Below are 20,821 nucleotides of genomic sequence, written 5' to 3' on the forward strand. Positions count from 1 at the left end.
ACTTTAACAATATTTGTGCGTATGACAGCAGGTTAAAATTATTTCGTTTGTCACTGTGTACCTAAACTTACTATATTTGGTACACGGCCTAATGAGGAAATACAGGGACTACACGGATTCAGAACTCAGCAATTTGCTCAAAGAAGGCAATGATGTTGCCTTTGCGGAGGTGTATGATCGTTTTTTTAATGCATTGTATTTGCATGCGCTAAACAGGCTGAAGGATAAAGATGAGGCGAAGGATATTGTACAGGAACTTTTTATCAGTCTATGGAACAAGCGCGAAACTGCTGATCTGACCAATCTTTCCAACTATCTGTACACAGCGGTAAGGAACAGGGTGATCAATGTGGTGAGCCATAAAAGTGTGGAGACCAGGTACCTGATGGGACTGCCAAGGAATATCATCGTGGAGGATTGTATCACCGATCATCGTTTGCGTGAGCGCCAGCTTGCTAATATCATTGCCGGAGAAATAGCTCAGCTACCAAAGAAGATGCGTGAAGTTTTTGAAATGAGCAGGTTGCAAAATCTGAGTCATAAGGAAATTGCAGAACAATTGGGCATCACAGAGCAGTCGGTGAGAAGTCATGTTAAAAATGCTTTGAAAGTCCTTCGTTCACGTCTCGGACTGGTATTTTACATAATTTAATTTTTTTTACCCCCATACCCGTATATCTGACTGTCTATCTATTTAAAGGGGAAATAGAATCTTTAAATAATGGAACAGTCGGAACTTCAAGAGTTACTGGTTAAATATAATAACAGCACATGCAGCGCTGAAGAAGCTACTATAGTTGAGAATTGGTATTTGCAATGGAGTGTGCAGCCAGAAGAGCTAAATGAAAGTGACCTCGTGGAGGTCAAAGCGGAAGTCTGGCAGGAGGTATCCAGGGAATTCCAGATTGTCAGAACAATCCGTTTGTGGCAACGTGCCGGCATTGCCGCTGCTATCGCCTTAATTACGTTGTCATTCGGGATCTGGTTGTTCCAGTCAGATATAACTGATAAGACCAAAACCATCTCTTATGCAAATGATGTGGCCCCCGGACATAGAGGCGCGACCCTGACTTTAGCTAATGGAAAAAAGATCAGACTAGACAGCATGCGTGTGGGTGTGGTAGATAATCAATCAGGTCTCAGGATTTCAAAAACTGCTGATGGCAAGCTTGTTTACGAATACAAAGGTAGTTCGAATTCGGCGGAAGAAATTCATACGCTATCAACAGAAAAAGGAGAAACATATCAGGTCATATTGCCAGATAGTTCGGTGGTGTGGTTAAATGCGGCCACCAGTCTGAGTTTTTCAACAAAGCTGCATACCAATAGCAAACGCAGGGTGACGCTGACTGGAGAAGGATATTTTGAAGTAGCAAAAGATAAAACTCATCCATTTATAGTATCAAGTGTGGGTCAGGAAGTAGAAGTTCTGGGTACGCATTTTAATGTAAGTGCCTATTCAGGTGAGCAGATTGTTAAAACTACACTGCTGGAAGGCAGTGTGCGGGTAAATGCCAATGGAATTCAAAAGATACTAACGCCAGGAACTGAGGCGGTCAATACCGGTCAGGATATCAATGTAAATGAGGTAGACGCGACCCTTTCTGTGGCCTGGAAAGATGACAAATTCGTCTTCGCTAATGAGAATATCGAGAACATTATGAAGAAGGTAGAACGTTGGTACGATGTAGAGGTACATTACCGCGGAGCAATTCCTTTGGATAAATTTGAGGGGACGGTTTCCAGATTTGATAAGGTTTCTAAAGTATTGAGCATATTGGAATCCACCGGTCAGGTGCATTTCGAAGTAGAAGGCAGAAAAATATACGTATTTAAATAAAATATAATCAACAAACAATAATAACCTAAACCGCAACCATGAGAGAAAATCTACGAAAGCAACCCTAAATGTCATTAAAAAACCCGGAAATGCGCTAACACTTCCGGGTGTAGACCGGCACGTAAAAATTAATCAACGTTAACCTCAGCCGCCCAAAGTTTCGAAGCAAAAGGCAACTGAATAAACCAATCTAAACAAATGTATAAAAATTACACCAGGAAACCGGCTGTGCTCAATCGGCCGTACCGTAAAATTTTGCTAATTATGCGTTTAACCACCGTCATATTACTAGCTACATTCCTGCAGGTCAGCGCTAGCGGCTTCGCACAGAAAATCACCTTATCGAAATCTAATGCCGATTTGAGGACCATACTTAGGCAGCTGCGGATGCAGAGTGGCTATGATTTCATCTACACAGATGTGCTTTTGAACAAGGCTAAGCCTGTTAATATTGATGTAAAACAGGCGTCACTTGATGAGGTTCTTGAAGTATTATTTAAGAATCAACCCCTGAAATACTCGATTGAAGATCACACAGTAGTAATCAAAGCAAAGGAGGCTTCGTTTATAGAACAGCTTGTTGCTCGATTTCAGGCGATTGATGTCCGTGGTAAGGTAGTAGGTCAGTCTGGATCTCCTATAGCCGGTGTTACAGTGAGGGTGAAAGGTGCAAAAAATGGTACAGTCACTGGTGCCGACGGATCTTTTCAACTTGCAAATGTTGACGAGAATGCCACTTTGGTCTTTGAATACTTAGGTTATGCCACCAGAGAAATAAAAGCTGCGGAAGGTAAAGACTTGAAGGTGGTGATGATTGAATCTGCTACAGATTTGAATGAAGTGGAGGTGTCTACAGGGTACACCACTAGAAAAATCGGAGAAGTTACGGGAGCCGTTCAGAGAATCTCGGGTGATGAGATCAGAAGAGGAATTACCTCTGCTGACGTTGCATCACTCTTGAAAGGAAGAACAACCGGATTATATATTTCAGAACAAGGTGCGGGAGATCCTACTAGCGTGAGCCAAATCTTTGTTCGTGGACAGAGTAATATAGCAAGTGTGGGAATTGACCAGGCAAATGAATTTGTCATGCCTCAATTTAACTACGGTCCCCTTTTGGTATTAGACGGTGTGATCATGCCTAACCAAAATCTGAAGGATCTGGTTACTCCACAGGAAATTGCAGAAATTACCATTTTAAAGGATGCGTCGGCAACAGCGATCTATGGTTCGCGTGCGGCAGGGGGAGTATTGGTGGTGACAACAATTAGAGGAACTGCAGAGAGAGCTCGTGTGAATGGAGAAGTTAAATATGGGGTGAATGTGCCTAATCAGGGAACCGCCAGATGGATGAACGGACCTGAATTGTATGAATTGCAAAAAAGATATTTTACTGAAAACTACAAACAGAACCCTGGATTAGCAACTACCTATCCTACCATGCAGGCATACCTGGATAACAGATTGCCGACAGCAGCGGAAGTGGCCAATTCATATGACTGGACAAAGTTTTTGTTCAAGCCAACGAGCACCCAGGATGTAAATGTTTCAACCAGTGGAGGAAGTGATAAAACAAAGTATTATGTTGGAGCAGGCTATTACAAGGAAAAGTCGACCGGTATTAACAACGATTTAAACAGAAAATCCATTCGTATTAATCTCGATAGCCGGTTGTCAAACAGGATAAAAGTAAATGTATCTGTAAATGGAATATTAAATGACGGATCACGTGATTTTGACAACAATGGTGGTTTCCAATATACTTTGATTCCATGGGGTAATCCGATCAATGCAGATGGAAGCATTTCGCCATCATATAGTTACAAAGCGAATGGCACTGTAAGAACATCAGAAAATCCGCTTTTCAGCAGACAGTATAATTATTCCGACCTTAAGTCTCAGTTGTTTTTTGGATCTGCGAGATTAGAATATAAAATTACGGACTGGCTGGATTTCTCTTCAACCAATTCCGGGAACCTTAATTACAATAAGAACGAAAGGTACCAGGACGCACGTACCTACGGTGCTTCTGCATCGATTTTTTCTTCTAAAGGATTTTTAGGTACTACCACTAGTAATCTAAGTAATTACCTGACATCAAACCAACTGAGCTTGAACAAGTCCTTTGGTAAACATGCTCTGCGTGCACTTGCCGCAATGGAATTTGGGCAAACCAGGGTAGAGGACATTTTAGTGAATGTAAACCAGGTGAGACCAGGTTATCCTGTGATTTCTCTTGGAGGCCAAATTGGTGGTAGAAATGATTTTTCAGCATTTGGTATTCCTACAACCAAAGCGGGCAACGTTGAAGGTGGAAAGGATGTAAAAGCAGTGTATTCCACATTCGCAGAAGCAGGTTACACCTACGATAACAAGTACACCCTTAATGCGTCTATCCGTTCCGATGCATCCAGTAGTTTTGGACGTGACAACCGCTATGGAACTTTTTACTCAGCAGGCGCAGCATGGATTGTTACGAAGGAGAATTTCATGCAAAATATAAAATGGGTTAATAATCTGAAACTACGTGCCAGCTATGGAACCAGCGGCTCTCAAATCGGCGATAACTTTCTAACAACTACCTTATATGACCCACGATATAATTACGCTGGTACTCAAGCAGCAATACTCTCTGTTATCGGAAATCCGGATCTAAAATGGGAAATTACAAAAACATTGAGTGGGGGAGTTGAATTGGGATTATTTAATCGGGTTGATCTAACTGTTGATCTTTATAACCGTCGTTCTGAAGACCTGTTGCAAAAAGCCATTCCATCACCACTAGCTGGTATCCCAACCCAATGGAGAAATGTCGCTAGCGTACAAAATCGTGGTATCGAACTGATGCTCAATACTCGAAACATTGTCGGAAAGGATTTCCAATGGAGCACTTCTTTCAACTTCACACATAACACGAATAAGATCCTTAGCGTTGCTAATGGTGAATTGAAACAAGGGTTTTATGATGCAAACAGCTATTTCCTTTATCCGGGGGATGATATCAATTCCCTAAAGGGCGTGAAATACGCTGGTATTGATCCGCAGACAGGGCAGCCACGATTTGAAAAACTGTTGTTTGATGATGCAGGGAACCGCACAGGAGTTGAATATGTAAATACTGTAGCGGAGGTGGGTGCATCGAATGATAAGCGCCAGATGCAGAAAATCGGTAGTTACCAGCCCAAGTATTTTGGTGGATTTATAAATAATTTTAGATACAAAGCTGTGTCACTTAGTGTGATGATTACCTATGCGTTGAATTATATTATGAATGACGATTACGCAGCCCAGTCTCAACAAAACGCAGGTGTTGGTGTGACAACTTCTAATCAATTGGCCTACAGGCCGAATCAAGTGGAGTGGACGACACCGGGACAGACTAATGCCACTGAACCATGGTTTTATTACCACAATAACACTGATTACTTTGGTTCTGATAAATATTTTCATGATGGAAGCCATGCTGCATTGCGTAACGTAAGGTTGAGCTATGATCTTCCAAAAGAATTGATGAGCAAACTTAAGATGAGTAACTGTTCAGTTTACCTAAGTGCAGATAACTTGGCTTGGATTTACTCCAAAAATATAGTAGCCTCAAACCCCGAGGGACCAACGGTTGGAAGTGCACAGAATTTTGGAACTTCTACAGCTACCACAGGTATTCCACGTCGTTATCTCCTGGGATTGCAGTTGACATTTTAATGGTTGAATTAAGAAGATAGAAATAAGATGAAAAAACTCATTATATTATTATGTATCGCAGCAATGGCAACATCCTGCGATAAGCAGATTGATAAAATCAGGCCGTTGTCGAAAATAGACGCAGAAGGCCAGTTAAGTACACTTGCAGGAATCCTGGAGGCTACAAATGGAACCTACGTTGCCCTGTCTTCAAGCGGTTCTTTTACTACATACGACGCACCTTGGCTAAATATCAATGAATCCCGTGGGAATAACGTGACACTGCAGGAATTTGGGCAGATCAATAAAGACAACGATGCATTCTTTTTTAGGAACAGCAATGATCGTTTGGGAGGTCAAAGTTTTGACTTTTATGTAGGCTCATATCAGGTTATCGTGGCAACGAATATCGTATTGGAAGGCATCGCTAAATTTGAAGCAGGCAACCTGTCTATCTTGTCGGCTGCTGATAAGGACAAGCTCAATTATGTAAAAGGTGAAAACCTTGCTATACGGGCTTTTACCTATTTCAACCTGATCAGGGTTTATGGTAAACCTTACTATCAGAATGCTGCGTCAAGTTCGGGTGTACCTATCAAGAAGACTAGCGATGTAAAAGATATTCCTGCAATTTCTACAGTCAAAGAAGTTTATGATTTCATTATCGGGGATTTAAAAAAGTCAGCTCAATTAATGAAGGCAAATGTGCCTAAAACCAATAGTTACGTAAATCTGCAAACCGCTTGGGGTACCTTATCCAGGGTATACTTATATATGGGTGGCAGTGTGGCCAATCCGAATGCAGATTTCAACCGCGCTGCCGTTGCTTATGCGGACAGTGTAATAGATCAGAGCAACGGAAAATATCAATTGTTGCAAGCAGCCAATTACACCAATATGTTTGGTGATGATGAGACAGGTACTTTAAATCGGGGTGTATTCTCTGCCAATAAGGAAATTATCTGGGCTAATGATAATGGTGTGGGGGGCAGTAGTATCGGTCAGCTTTTTCACTATGATCCGCTATATGATTTTGGCGGACTTTTTGTGCCATCAGCAGAATTTAAATCCCTTCTGGCTAATAACGATTTGCGCAAAACATTCCTAAAGCCAAATCCTGTTTCCGGTTTCGTCGAAACTACCAAACACTTGTCTAAAAATATGTATAGCCTAACTTATTCTCCAATGATTTATCTGCGGTTGGCTGAGGTTTATCTGAATAGAGCAGAAGCATCAGCTAAGCTAAATGACTTTGCCCAGGCTAAAGCAGATTTAAAAGCTATACATACCCGCGCTGGCTTATTAGGAACAGACATTGATAATTTGACAAATTCAGAGGTAATAGGTGCTGTTTTAAAAGAAAGAAGAATTGAACTTGCTTTTGAAGGGCATGGAAGTTTTGATTATTTCCGCAACGGTCTTTCTATGACAAGGATTGCTGCTGATAACAATGGTACTGCAAGAACAATTAATGCAGACGATGCCGCTGTAGTTTTTAAAGTTCCTAGTAACTAATTAGAAAAGATGAGAAAGTTAATGATTTTGGTACTGCTGGTTTTAGCAGTGCCTGTTTTAGCCCAGCAGCCTGGGCTAAACAAAACCAAAGTGTTGTTTGTAGGTTATGATCCGGGCAAACCACTACCAGATATGAAACGATCCGCTCCGGGTATGATGTCTGAAAAGGATTTTACCGCTGAGTATTCTGTACGCATGCCTGCTTTCAAAGGCTTGCTAAGCCAGTACTTTGGAGAAGTAAAAACCATGGATTGCAGAGATTGGAAACCTGCTGATTCGGAACCCTACGATGTAACTATTTTCGATTTCCCCACTACGGTTATAGAACCTGCAAAGCAGGAAAAAGACGAAAAAGGAAATGTGCAGTACATATCTGCAAGGTATCTGCCGGATAATTTCTCCAAGCCGGTGATTTTTATCGCCAGCACCGCCGATCAAATGGGACGCAGAATAGGCCTTAAGTTGGATTGGCTTTGTTTGTGTCTGGATGCAGATGCTCATCATCTGAATGCAAATCATCCTATTTTTAAGGGGCCGCTGGAGAAAGTAGTTCCCACTATGGTTACAAAGAAAACTCCTGATGGAATTTTCCATTATGCCACAGGCGAAAATATTCCAAAAGAAATCCCGATGTGGAGGGTTCAAAAAACAGGTTATCTGGCCGGCAAAGGAGCCAGGATTGGCCTTGTAGCCAGGGGCAACAGATTTGCTGAATCGCCAGATGCTGAAATGATATCCAGCGGTGTTTGTCAGAAGGATGTAGGTGCTGTAGCGCTCGGACGTCACGGTAATTTCTTTTTATGGGGTTTTGGTGCTGCTCCTGCCGACATGACTGAAGAAGGGAAGAAAGTATTTGTAAATACGGTGGCCTACATGAAGCAGTTTGACGGACGAATTCCGATCGCCAGGAAATACAACGACCGTATGGCGACTACAGATGATGTTCGGGAAACCATTGCCAATGTGACTAAAAAAAGTTATGAAGATTACGTGGCGCAAATGAAAGACTTCAACGATCAAAATGCAAAGCAAAATAAACGTTTGAATGATAAGAAAGCTGCGGGACAAGCGCTTACTCCTGAAGAAGAAGCCACACTTCCATACTTGGGACGTGTACAGGAAATCGATACCTGGGAAGTATTTCTTAAAGGAAGAATGGGTAAACTGGCAAGCCGGTTTGGCAACGATGGTACTGCCTTTCAAAAATACCTGACAGACAATTTTAACTATATCTATTGCGATCCAAAAGGGTTTTATGACTACTGGGTTGATGAGGATGTGCAGCAGATTGGAATTTCAAATCATGATGTAAAACTATTGGATGCATGTGTAGGTATGTTGAAGAAAAATGACCAACCTGAGCTGGCTTCAAAGGTTTTGAAAAGATATACTGGGGAAAACTTCTCAACAGCAAAGGAATGGGATGACTGGTTGTCAAAAAACAAGAAAAAGCTGTTCTTTTCGGAAACTAATGGTTACAGGTTTGTAATCAATACTTATAGCAAATGAAAAAAGTAATCGGATTATTTATGGTCTTCTTGTCAGCCGGACTAGGAGCATACGCACAGTCCTCATTCGACAAAAAAATAGTCCAGGCTATAAGTCAACTTAAATGTGCTGAACCGTCAGATGAAACACCTGTTACTTTGAAAGCAGGTTTAGTCCATGATAAAGACAGCACCGCAGTGATCGTGAAAGTACAAATGGCAAATGGTTGGCATATCTATCAATACGTGCCTGCTAATATGCCCTACATCGCTATTGATCACATCTTGCGACTGCCAGAAGGCTTAAAAGCAGTAGGGAAGTGGAATGTCTCTCCACCATTACCTTCGATACATGATAAGGGCGTTTTGATTTATGAAAATCAGGCTTGGTTTGTACACAAAGTACTTCGTACAGCAGCCTTAAAAGCACATTCAGTCATTAAGGCAGGCTTATATTATCAGACTTGCGATCTGCGTCAATGTTTGCCGCCGGTCGAACAGGTGTTTGAATTTGAAATTTAATCTATAATATATGAAAAATCTTAAAATAGCAGGTGTACTGGCGCTAATGTTAATTCTCCCCTCAATGGTTTCCGCTCAGGTTACCCTTGGGATTGGAGATCAGGCTCCTGAATTGAAATACTCGAAATGGATTAAAGGTACACCGGTCACTGAATTTAAAAAGGATCATCTATATGCATTCGAATTTTGGGCCACATGGTGTGGACCGTGTAAAGCAGCGATGCCGCATTTGTCTGAGCTGGCGAAGAAATACGCAGGCAAAGCTACAATAGTGGGTGTAAACATCTGGGAAAAAACAGGAGAAAAACCCTACGAGTCATCACTGCCATCTGTAATCAAATTTGTAGACGGTGTAGGTGATAAAATGGCCTACAATGTAATCGCAGATAACAATGCGCAGCATATGGCTAACAAGTGGATGATTGCAGCGGGACAAAATGGAATACCTGCTACTTTCTTACTGAAAGGAAATCAGATCGTTTGGATTGGCCATCCCATGGCCTTAGATTCTATCATGGAATCAGTGATTTCCGGTAAATATGACGTAGAGGCGATCAAAAAACAGTTTGATGACTCAAAAGCTCGTAATGAAGCATTCATGGTAAAGTTTAGGAGGTTAGAGCCGATGCAAAATGCGATTAAAGTTAAAGAATACGATAAAGCACTGGCAATAATGGATACGATGGACGTAACCGATCCTATGATTGCAATGCAGGTTAATGCAGCGAAAGCGACGGTGTTGTTTTCACAAAAGAAAGATATTGAGGCATTGGCTTTCAGCAGAAAATGGGTGGAAGGTAATAAAGGATTTGGCGGTACCGTTGCTGGCATCATATTGGGAGTTGATGGTCTGTCGAAGGAATCTTACCTGTATGCTGCGGAACTGGGGAAAGGTGCCCTGGAACAAGAAGGAGTTGTAAAGCCGCTTGTAAATCATTTTATAGCGACAGCCTATGCAAAAGCAGGAGATTTTAAGAAAGCCATTGAAACTGAAGAGTTAGCAATTCAGGGAGCTAAAGATGCATTGAAGGAAGGTAAGTTCGTGGGATCAATTATGGATTCCACAGTTGCCGATTTTGAGGGATCACTTGCCGAATACAAGAAGAAGCCTTAACGATACGCTCATAATTAAACTGTAAGACGGTCGGTGTAAAGCCGGCCGTTCTTAATATAGATAAAGTCCTGATTACGGCTTGTGTTATCAAAACCAATCTATTGAAATTGTGATATAAAATAATATTCTACTTCGTTGAAAATCCTTAAATTTACGGTAGAACAAAAGACTTTGAAACTACACCGTAACTATTCTGGATTTGAAGGCGCTATTCAACTAAATGACGGCGCAACGTTTGAAGAAGCATTCAGAAGCTATTATCAACCACTGCGATTTTATGCGATAAAATTTGTGTCGGAGGATGATGCAGAGGATCTGGTAGAGAACCTTTTTTTAAAGCTCTGGAACAAAAAGCAGCAGTTTGAAAGTCCGGCACATTTACAAGCTTTCTTGTATCACGCAATACGCAATGCCTGTCTGGACAATATTAAACTGTCGAAGAAAGGAAAAACGGATGAACTTTCAGACGCATTGTTGATTGCTGATGATGATCACCTTAGAAGTATGATTCATGCTGAGTCAATCGCCGAGATATACAGGGCAGTAAATGGTTTACCAAGTCAATGTAGTAAGGTGATCAGGATGGGGTATCTGGAAGGCTTAAATAATGCCGAGATCGCCGAAAAGCTTGGATTGTCAGAACAGACAATAAAAAACTATAAGGTCAGAGGATTGGGCCTTTTGAAGCAAAGGCTATCTGATAGTAGTTTTGTGCTGTTCCTTTTGCTTTTCGACAATTAAAAAATATTTTCAATAGACTAGGTACTTTTTTGATGTTCACTCGTATTGATGTAAAATACCGACGGAATGAACAATACCGATATAGAAAAAGCACAGCGAACTATATATTTACTGTCTTTAGCTGCTGAAGGTGGGCTTAACGCCAGTGAAGAGGAAGAGTTGAGAAAATGGGTAGAGCAAAGTGATGCCAATAAGGGCGTTTATGATGAGTTGACAGATCCCTCGAACTTAGCGAAGGAGCTGAGAAGTTGGGATCCTGAGCAAACAGAGGCATCACTGCAGAAAATTGTCGCTAAAGTAGGTAAGCCTCAGTCTAGGATGCTTTGGAGGCGCATTGCTGGTGTCGCTGCGGCTGTCGCTGCGGTTACATTGAGTGTATGGATTTATTCTGCTCATAAAGTTGATAAAAATAGAAACGAAACACCTCTAGTTTCTGTCCCCGTAAATGATATAGGTCCTGGCAAAAACACAGCAACCCTCACCTTGGCTAATGGCAAGACTATACAACTAAGTGATTCCAAATCAGGGGTAGTAATCGGCAATGATTTGAAATACGACGACAGTACATCAGTAGGATCAGCAATTGATGTTCTAGACAATAGGATTACCACGCTTACTGCAAGTACACCTCGCGGCGGTACTTATGAATTCACTTTGCCAGATGGTACAAGGATCTGGCTAAATGCAGATTCAAAGATCAGTTTCCCTTCACAGTTTGTTGGCGTGCAGCGAAAAGTATCATTGACAGGAGAGGCTTATTTTGAAGTTAAGCAAGACAAAACCTGGCCATTTGTAGTAGATGCCTCTGGTCAGCAGGTCGAGGTATTGGGAACACATTTTAACATCAAGAATTATCCTAATGAAAGCGAAGTAAGAACAACATTGGTAGAGGGAAAAGTAAGGTTGCGCAACTCGGTCGCATCCAGAATCTTAATGCCTGGGCAGCAAGGTATATCTGAAAATGACAGGATAACAGTAAAAGATATTGACACAGACATTGCGATTGCCTGGAAGAACAAAGAATTTGCTTTTGAGCGGGAGCCTATAGAAACAGTGATGAAAATGGTCGAACGCTGGTACAATGTTGAAATTGTTTTTGTAGGAGAAAAAACTACTGAATTGCTTAGCGGAAGTGTCTCAAGATTCGATAATGTGTCTAAAGTACTAAAGCTAATTGAGTCAACTGGTGCTTCGCATTTTCAAATAAAAGACCGAAAAATTTACGTTTCAAAATAAACCAACCAATTCTTAACCTAAAAACCAATGATATGATCAGAAAACTACGATAAAAAATAAAAAAAACCAGACCCGTGAAATTCAGGATCTGGTTTTAGTTCGGAAGAATTAACTAAATAAACTAACTGCAAAAACCCGGACCGTCGAAAGCAAGGGAATTTGCCTCAACCAAACCAAACACTAATGTATAAAAATACCTGGAAACCTGGTAGCTCTAATCGGCTATACCATAAAATCTTGCTAGCTATGCGTTTAACCACCGTACTCTTTTTAGCATGCCTGATGCAGGTGAGTGCATCTACCCTCGCCCAGCGGGTAACTATGTCTAAAAGCAATGCAACTTTAAGAACAATATTTAAAGACCTTAAGGCACAAACAGGATATAATTTCCTGTATACAGAAAGGCAACTCAACAACGCAGTTCCTGTAAATCTAAACCTGAAAAATGTTGAGATCACAGAAGCGCTTAAACTGATATTTGAACAGCAACCATTTGATTATAAGGTTGAAGATAAAACTGTTATGATTACAGAAAGACCCGTAACAAAACAGCAGATTATAACGGGACGGGTTACTGATAGTCTTTATAATTTGCCAATTATTGGTGTCAACGTAAGGATAAAGGGTAAACCATCAACTGCCTCAACAGCAACTGCTACAAATGCGGAGGGTACATTTACGATCAGGGCAGATATTGGCGATGTTCTGGTGTTTACTTACATAGGTTTTAAGGTAAAAGAGGTCACTGTACGTTCTGCCACTATGAACGTTCGCCTTTCAGAAAATGTGAATAACATGCAGGATGTTGTTATAACCGGGATGATGAGACGTGAGAAATCTAGTTTCTCTGGTGCCTCAGCCACATTTTCCGGCGAACAATTGAAACAGGTAGGTAATCAGAACCTAATTCAAAGCATTCGGACTTTAGATCCATCTTTTGTTCAATTGGAAAACAATCTCGCTGGGTCGAATCCAAACGTTGCACCCACCATCCAATTGAGGGGTGAAACAAGTATCAATAGTGCGGGATTGAGGGATGAGTTTGCCAACGATCCTAATCAACCTTTGTTCATTTTGGATGGTTTTGAAACGAACCTTCGTACTATAGTCGATCTGGATATGAACATTATCGCTTCAGTTACCATTTTGAAGGATGCATCCTCTACCGCAATCTATGGATCTCGTGCGTCAAATGGTGTGATCGTTGTGGAAACAAAAAAACCAGTTCCGGGAAAAGTTGCTTTATCATATACTTCAGATCTAAATTTTCAATTGGCAGATTTGAGCGGTTACAACATGATGAATGCCCGCGAAAAGCTGCAATTTGAACGTCTATCAGGCGTGTACACAATTGATCCAAGATTAGGGCAGACTGTATTAGCTCAGCAGGTTCAGGATAGCATTTACAACTCGCGCCTTAAGGAAGTTGAGCGTGGTGTAAATACCTATTGGTTAGGTCAACCATTACAAACAGGTTTTTCTCAGCGTCACTCGATCTCTGCAAGAGGGGGGAGTGAATCAGTAATTTTTGATATTGGTGCAAACTATAAGGCTACTTCGGGTCTTATGAAAGGCAACAGTAGAGATGATTATGGAGCCAATGCAACTATCGCTTACCGGGTAGGTAAACTCAACATATTGAATAGAACTTCCATTCAGGGCTTTACCAGCAATGAGTCTCCTTACGGGAGTTTTTCAACTTGGGTTAACACCAACCCATATTACAGACTTGCCAGCGCAGACAGACCTTTTCTGGAAACTGTAAGTGTTCCTCGTTCTTCTTTTGGTGATGATTTGATATTTCTGCAAGGTGATTCATTAAGAGTAGAAAATCCGCTCTACAATGCTAAATTAAACAGCTTCAATAAAACATCATCGTTTCAATTGTTAAACAATCTACAGATCACTTATGATTTTTCAAATGCGTTAAAATTACAGATTAACGGACAACTCAATAAGACTGACGGTGAAACAAGTAATTATGTGTCGCCTTTAAACACGCGCTTTTTGAATATTACCGATCCATTGCTTCGCGGTAGACTTAACAACAGAAAAACAAGAGGTTTAAATTATGATTTAAATGGGATGATCACCTATGCAAAGCTATTTGCGGAGAAACATTCCCTGACCTCAAGTTTGAGAGCACAGATGAGGCAATTGCAAAATGTAGCTAGCGGATTCAACGTTGTAGGATTTCCAAATGCCAGTAATGGCAATCCTAGTTTTGGATATGGATTTGAAACAGGAACTACTCCGTCTGCGGTGACCTCTATTACCAGAACTAGCTCCATTACGGGCGTATTGAGTTATTCTTACGACCGCAGGTATAACCTGGATTTTAACTTAAATCTGGATGGTTCTACAGCATTTGGGAAAAACAATTTATATGATACTTACTATTCCATAGGGGGAGCCTGGAACGTCAGTAATGAGGCCTTTATGAAAGGCATAGAGTGGATCAGTATGCTTCGTCTTCGTGCAAGTACCGGTCTCACCGGAAACCAAAATTTTAATGCGGTGAGTCAGTCAGTATACAATTACTACACTAATGTAAATGGAAGCGGACAAGGTATTTATCTGTCAGCTTTAGGCGCACCAAACCTTCAATGGCAAAGTACGCAAAGTACCAACATTGGATTAGATGCAAATTTTATGGAGAAAAGACTCACATTGGTTTTGGATGCCTACCAAAAAACTACAGACCCATTGGTCGTAGCCGTTACCCTGCCATCTTCTACAGGACTAACCGATTATCCGTTTAATGCAGGAGCCTTAAATGAAAAAGGAGTGGAGGCAACGATTGGCTATTCGCCTATATACAGACCGCAGGAACAAATTCTCTGGACATTAAGACTGACTGGAGCGATGTCAAAGCAACGTTATAGCAGGTTTGATGATAAGCTTAATTCTTTAAATAATGAGTTGTCTGAAAGTAACTCTCTTGTACGTTACAGAGATGGATTTAGTTCTACGGCAATGTGGGCTGTGCCTTCGTTAGGAATAGATCCTGCAAGCGGAAAAGAGATTTTCTTAAAGCGTTCCGGAGAACAAACTTTTGAGTATGATGCAGCAGATGAGGTAGTTGTTGGGGATGCAAGGCCGAATGCTGAAGGAGTATTAAGCTCATCTGTAACTTATAAAGGATTTAACTTTTCAGTTGCTGCCAGGTACATTTTCTCCAGAGACATGTTCAACCGGGCATTATACGATAAAGTGGAAAATATATCCATCACCCAGGCACGTTTCAATCAGGACAAACGGGCACTATACGACAGGTGGCAGCAAACGGGTGATGTAGCGCGGTTCAAATCCATAGGGATCACAGAATATACCCCTATGTCCTCCAGATTTGTACAGAAGGAGAATGTGATTAGTATTGAATCCATAAATATCGGATATGACTTTAGAAATAAGGCATGGTTAAACAAGGCAGCTTTAAGTTCGCTTAGAGTAAATGCATTTACCAACGACCTTTTCTTCATATCCAATATCAGAAGAGAGCGGGGCACCGATTTTCCATTCGCTAAAAGTGTGTCCTTATCATTAACCGCAACGTTTAAATAACTAAAATAAATAACATGAATTCGAAAATAATTAAATGCCTGTTATTTGGTTCTCTTATCATCTTCTTCGGCTCTTGCAAAAAATGGCTTGATGTCAAACCTGAAGATAAATTTATAGAGGAATCGGTATTCTCTTCGCCACAAGGCTTTAGAGATGCACTCAATGGCTTATATCTTAATATCGGCAATAACCAACTTTACGGAGAGTCAGTTAATATGAAATTGCTGGATGTTTCTGCACAGTTGTTTCCAGGAAATAACTTCTACCCATCTTCGCAAGCGGTTAGCCCTGTTTCTTTGTCAACCTATACCTATACCGATGCAGGGGCAATTGGTGTGATCGACACGGCTTGGTCTAATATGTATTTACTTGTGACCAGGATAAATAAATTTCTTGAAAACTGCGAAACCTATGCTTCAGTAGCGAATCCTGCTGAGCTCCGGTTACATAAAGGAGAGGCGCTTGGCTTAAGGGCTTATGTTTATTTAGATCTGCTCAGGATGTTTACCCCCAATTATGTGGCAAATTCGGAAGTAAAACTGATACCTTATGTAGATAAAACGGGATTTGACATCCAGCCTTATAGCACATCTTCGTTTGTAATGGATAAAATATTAGGTGATCTTACTGCTGCAGAAGGCTTGCTGAATAATGATCCGGCAATAGCGCAGGCAGTAGTTTCACTGGGAAATGTCCAGAGTGGTAGAATCAGCCGCAATTACAAGATGAACTATTACGCTGTCAAGGCCCTAAAAGCCCGTGCCTATTTGTGGAAAGGTGACAAGACCTCCGCACTGGCTGCAGCAAAGGAGTTGATCGGGTTTCAATCAAAATTTCCATGGGTTACTACTTCTCAATTTAACAACCCATCGCAGTCTAACAAGGTTTTCTCACCCGAATTGATCTTTGCCGCAGAAAATCCTTTATTGAATGATACGTTCAACAGACTATTCAGTTCCGCGAATCGGGATTTAGATGCATTAATAGCTAGTCAGGATTTTCAAAATAAAGTTTTTGAAAACATAGGCAATGACTATCGTTTAGTTAGCAACTGGGCAGTTGAAGGAGGTAAATCTTACAGGACTTTCATCAAATACAGAGACGTTACGCCAATCGCATTATCGTTCAACAGAACCGTTCCAATGATCAAGATGAGTGAAATGTACTTAATTGCAGCGGAGACCGAGCCTGATGCAACGACTGCACTTGGCTACTTAAATACTTTTCGCAATAACAGGGGGCTGGCAACCCTGAGTAGTACTACAGACATCAACAACGACATCATGAAGGAGTACAGAAAGGAATTTTTCGGAGAAGGGCAATTGTTCTTTTATTATAAACGCCGTAATGCCAGTCAAATACTATATGCGAACGGCCAGGTGCAGTCTATTGGAACAGCAGCTTATACTTACCCTGTTCCTTTATCAGAAACCCAACCCAGGTAACAGATTTTATTAATTAAAGGAATTAAGAAAATGAAACAACGATTTTATATAATGACAGCACTGCTCATCCTAACTTCAGTAAGCGCATGCAAAAAGGATGATATCGAAGCATTTAATGACGAGAAAAGTTCTAACAGCATTTATTTTAGTCAGTCGACAGTTCGGCCAGGAGATGGTTATGAAGCGCCAATCAACTACAGCAGTTTTTCATTTGGCTATATGCCTGCTGAAAAAACAGATACAGTGTTGTTACTGCCTGTTCAAACTACCGGAACTATAAGAAATACAGATAGAAGTTATTCAGTAATGGTCGCCGATTCGAGTACAATGGTTAAGGGTATACATTATGATATACTCAATACCAATTTTTCAATCAAATCAGGAAAAGTAACGGATACAGTAAAAGTAAAAATCTATCGGAATGCCCTATTTCGTACTAAAAGCTACCGCTTAGATCTGGGTTTAAAAGCCAATGAGAATTTTACTACCGTCATCACAACTTTACCGGAAAGAAATATTTCTAAGGGTATGGTCCATTGGTACATCAATGTAGATGACATTGCCGGTAAGCCTAATTTTTGGGACGCGTCTTATTGTGAGTATTTCTGGGGACCGTATTCTCTCAAAAAATTGAAGCTATACGTAGAGGTTTGTAATCTGGACATTAATGTGTTGACCAAGCCAGATTTCGTATTAAATTATACGCTTATGCGTGCATATGCAAGGGTTGTCAGAACCTATTTGCTGGATATGCAAGGTAAAGGAACTCCTGTTTTGGAAGAAGACGGAAGCCCGATGATTATGGGGCCTGTTATTTAAGATAAATGTTGATAACATAAAGAATATCAGAATGAAAAGAAAAACGATAACCACATTATCCCTTTTGTTCCTTATTGTGGCGGGGCTGTTGTCCTGTACAAAGGATTTGGGTAATTATGAGATTAAGGAAATAAACGATGGAGCCATATCAGGTATAAATGATAACTATAATGTTGGCAGGGGCTCAAATCCCAATATCATACCAGTTATTGATTTTACTCAGGATAAGAGTAATGATACAAGTAAATATACCTACGAATGGTCTACTCTTGCTGGTTCTCCATTGGCAAAATTAGTTATTGCAAAAACCAGGAACCTGAATCAGAACATCAACTTGCCATCTGCAATTTACACCGTCATCTATCAGGTAACTGAGAAATCTACCGGAATTGCATTTGCCAAGAAGTTTAAAATTACTGTAACTACGAATATTAGTGATGGATGGCTGGTGTTAAATGACGTCAACGGAGAGGCTCGTTTAGATTTTTTAAATAGGAAAACCGCTACAGAATTTGATTACATTAAAGACATTCTGGCCACCCAGTCTACCTTAAAAATTAAGGGAAAACCGTCGATGCTATCTTTTGCAACCAGGAGACCGATAACCCTTGATGGGAGTACCGGGCCCGCCACACGAACCATTTTCGTCGGCACTGATCAGGAAACCTGGATGATCAATACAGAACAGAATACATTTGATAACTATGCCAATCTAAAAACCGCTGTTTATGCTGCTGTACCTTCAAACTATCACGGATTGACAGTAAGAAGCGTTGGAAGAAGAGGTAGTTTTTATTACTGGATCTTTTTGCTTGACAGCGAAAACAGGTTAAGTATGGAAATCCCGGGTTCACAATTATGGGGCGCCGGATTAAATACATTAGGTACAGGGGAACGCGCAAAAATTTCTCACCATATTGCTGAGGGGTACAGTGCGGTTAACGGCTCATTCTCACAGGGATATGTCACGATGTTTGATGTAGAGAAAAGACGCTTTTTGAAATGGGAGACTAATGCTACATACCCTACCGTCCCAATTATACCAACAGGCGGAATCGTACTCTTTGATCCAGCTAATGTTGGGATGGATTTAGTTTATATGAATTCCACTACTGCATTCGGAGGAAAAACATACGCATTGCTAAAAGATCCTGCGGGACGTTTGTGGCTGGCTAAGGTGACCGCTAAGTCGGGAGGAAATTATGCTCAGGATTCATTTGATGATATTACGACGCTGGCAACAGGAATTGCCAACGCAGAGCATTATGCGATAGATGCAACAGAAGGCTATTTCATCTATTCAGTAGGTTCGAAAGTTTATCAATATGATCCTTTCAACAAAACCACCAAGTTGATGAAAGACTATGGAAGTAAAAAGATAGCATTATTGAAATACAACAAGACAGCGTATGGATTCGACAATCCAATCAATATAGAAAATGCAAGAAAGTTAATAATTGCTACTTATGATGAGGGAGCACCGGCTACGTCAGGAACAATTGATCTATTTACGATTCCCAATCTTAACCAAAATTGGACAGTTTTTAGAACATTCACTGGCTTTGGGAAAATTGTCGACATCACTTACAGGGAAAGCTTGTAGGAGTAGAAGTATTAAACAAATGATTTAAAAATAAAAAAAATGAAAAACTATAGAAAATACCTGGCTGTGTTCGGTCTTATTTTGTTCTCCACTTTCAGTAAAGCACAATTATCACTTCGGATAGGAGATCCCGCGCCCGCTTTCAAGTATTCTAAATGGATTCAGGGAAAACCGATAACACAACTGGATGAGAAAGAATTGTATGTACTTGAATTTTGGGCAACCTGGTGCGGACCTTGCGTGGCAGCTATGCCACACTTATCTGAACTTTCTGATAAGTTCAAAGACAAAGCTACGTTTGTTGGAGTTAACATTTGGGAAAAAACAGGCGATAAACCTTATGAATCGTCGTTACCCAGGGTTACCAGTTTTGTGAAAAGTATGGGATCAAAATTAACCTATAATGTAATCACTGACAACAATGAACAACATATGGGTGATAAATGGATGAAAGCTGCCGGACAATTTGGTATCCCGTCCACATTTTTAGTTAAAGGCGGTAAAATCATCTGGATTGGACACCCGATGAAACTGGACTCTATCATTCCTGAAGTCTTGGCTGGAAGATATGATATGTTGAGTTTTAAAAGAACATTTGAAGCGAAGACTAGTCAGGACAAAACCTCAGAAACGATGAGTCTATATTATACTCCTGCGCTTGCAGCTATCAAGGAGAGAGACTACGACAAGGCACTAGACTTAGTAGAGAAGGGTACAGAATTCGCACCGAAGTTCGCTATGATTTTCGATAGAATCCGCCTGATGGCGCTCCTGGGAAAAGATGAGCCGAAAGGAATTGAGTATGCAAGGGAATGGATCAAAAAAAGTCCGGGCGTTGGTAGCACCCTTGCCGGAGATATTTTGGACAGAAAGGACCTCACGCAAAAAAGTTTTGCCTTTGCTGCTGAGATTTTTAGACAATCATTTGATAGTAATGACTCAGGTATGCCATTGATTTCCCACATGACTGCGACCGCTTATGCTAAGGCGGGTGATTTTGCAACAGCAGTTATGGCCGAACAGCGTGCTATTGAACAGGCTAAGATCGCGCTAAAAGACGGCAAGTTTAAGGATATGGTATTGGAAACTACTGTAGGCGAATATGAAGCTACCCTTAAAGAATATCAGTTAAAGGCTGCCAATAAAAAATAAAATTGGCCTCTTGTCTCGTAAGAGCCAGTTTTGTACTGGCTCTTTTTTTTGACAATACCTTTACTAGGCTAATGAAATTTCAATAACCAATGTAAACTAGAC

At 40.8% G+C, this 20,821-nt stretch carries 14 protein-coding genes; all 14 read left to right on the top strand.

Translation table 11 applies throughout. From position 1 onward, the window contains the following. Window positions 1-91: 91 nt before the first annotated feature. The 14 genes from R2Q78_RS11600 to R2Q78_RS11665 all read left to right on the top strand — a co-directional run bounded on the left by R2Q78_RS11600 (window position 92) and on the right by R2Q78_RS11665 (window position 20,719). Complete coding sequence (locus R2Q78_RS11600; RefSeq protein ID WP_316792005.1) at window positions 92-652, top strand: RNA polymerase sigma-70 factor; 561 nt, start codon at window positions 92-94, stop codon at window positions 650-652. 69 nt (window positions 653-721) lie between these two features. After that, window positions 722-1,840 (top strand): FecR family protein, encoded by a 1,119-nt coding sequence (locus R2Q78_RS11605; protein WP_316792008.1) that lies wholly within the window; start codon window positions 722-724, stop codon window positions 1,838-1,840. Window positions 1,841-2,104: 264 nt separating this feature from the next. After that, window positions 2,105-5,542 carry a SusC/RagA family TonB-linked outer membrane protein gene (locus tag R2Q78_RS11610; RefSeq protein WP_316792010.1) on the top strand — a complete coding sequence of 1,146 codons (3,438 nt, stop codon included), beginning with the start codon at window positions 2,105-2,107 and terminating at the stop codon, window positions 5,540-5,542. A 27-nt stretch (window positions 5,543-5,569) separates the two neighbouring features. Then, window positions 5,570-7,036, top strand: a complete 1,467-nt coding sequence (locus R2Q78_RS11615; protein ID WP_316792012.1) for a RagB/SusD family nutrient uptake outer membrane protein — start codon at window positions 5,570-5,572, stop codon at window positions 7,034-7,036. Between the two features lie 9 nt (window positions 7,037-7,045). Next, window positions 7,046-8,545: a hypothetical protein gene (locus R2Q78_RS11620; RefSeq protein ID WP_316792014.1), complete on the top strand. Its 1,500-nt coding sequence runs from the start codon at window positions 7,046-7,048 to the stop codon at window positions 8,543-8,545. Then, window positions 8,542-9,045, top strand: coding sequence for a protein-disulfide reductase DsbD domain-containing protein (locus R2Q78_RS11625; RefSeq protein ID WP_316792017.1), 504 nt, complete (start codon window positions 8,542-8,544; stop codon window positions 9,043-9,045). The genes R2Q78_RS11620 and R2Q78_RS11625 overlap by 4 nt, the downstream gene beginning before the upstream one ends. Window positions 9,046-9,055: 10 nt before the next feature. Continuing rightward, window positions 9,056-10,159, top strand: coding sequence for a TlpA disulfide reductase family protein (locus R2Q78_RS11630; protein WP_316792020.1), 1,104 nt, complete (start codon window positions 9,056-9,058; stop codon window positions 10,157-10,159). A gap of 135 nt (window positions 10,160-10,294) precedes the next feature. Continuing rightward, window positions 10,295-10,900, top strand: a complete 606-nt coding sequence (locus R2Q78_RS11635; protein WP_316792022.1) for an RNA polymerase sigma factor — start codon at window positions 10,295-10,297, stop codon at window positions 10,898-10,900. Between the two features lie 66 nt (window positions 10,901-10,966). Continuing rightward, window positions 10,967-12,136, top strand: a complete 1,170-nt coding sequence (locus tag R2Q78_RS11640) for a FecR family protein (RefSeq protein ID WP_316792024.1) — start codon at window positions 10,967-10,969, stop codon at window positions 12,134-12,136. A gap of 246 nt (window positions 12,137-12,382) precedes the next feature. Next, window positions 12,383-15,700 carry a SusC/RagA family TonB-linked outer membrane protein gene (locus R2Q78_RS11645; RefSeq protein ID WP_316792026.1) on the top strand — a complete coding sequence of 1,106 codons (3,318 nt, stop codon included), beginning with the start codon at window positions 12,383-12,385 and terminating at the stop codon, window positions 15,698-15,700. A 14-nt stretch (window positions 15,701-15,714) separates the two neighbouring features. Then, on the top strand, window positions 15,715-17,145 hold the full coding sequence (locus R2Q78_RS11650) for a RagB/SusD family nutrient uptake outer membrane protein (RefSeq protein ID WP_316792028.1): 1,431 nt from the start codon (window positions 15,715-15,717) through the stop codon (window positions 17,143-17,145). Window positions 17,146-17,196: 51 nt separating this feature from the next. After that, entirely contained in the window at window positions 17,197-17,964 is a 768-nt protein-coding gene (locus R2Q78_RS11655) for a DUF4843 domain-containing protein (protein WP_316792030.1), read from the top strand. Between the two features lie 31 nt (window positions 17,965-17,995). Further along, window positions 17,996-19,567, top strand: a complete 1,572-nt coding sequence (locus R2Q78_RS11660) for a PKD-like family lipoprotein (RefSeq protein ID WP_316792032.1) — start codon at window positions 17,996-17,998, stop codon at window positions 19,565-19,567. A 39-nt stretch (window positions 19,568-19,606) separates the two neighbouring features. Then, the gene (locus R2Q78_RS11665) at window positions 19,607-20,719 is read left to right on the top strand and encodes a redoxin family protein (RefSeq protein ID WP_316792035.1); all 1,113 of its coding nucleotides are present in this window, start codon (window positions 19,607-19,609) and stop codon (window positions 20,717-20,719) included. The last annotated feature ends 102 nt before the right edge of the window (window positions 20,720-20,821 follow it).

This window comes from Pedobacter frigoris (assembly GCF_032678645.1).
GTDB classification, from domain to species: domain Bacteria; phylum Bacteroidota; class Bacteroidia; order Sphingobacteriales; family Sphingobacteriaceae; genus Pedobacter; species Pedobacter frigoris_A.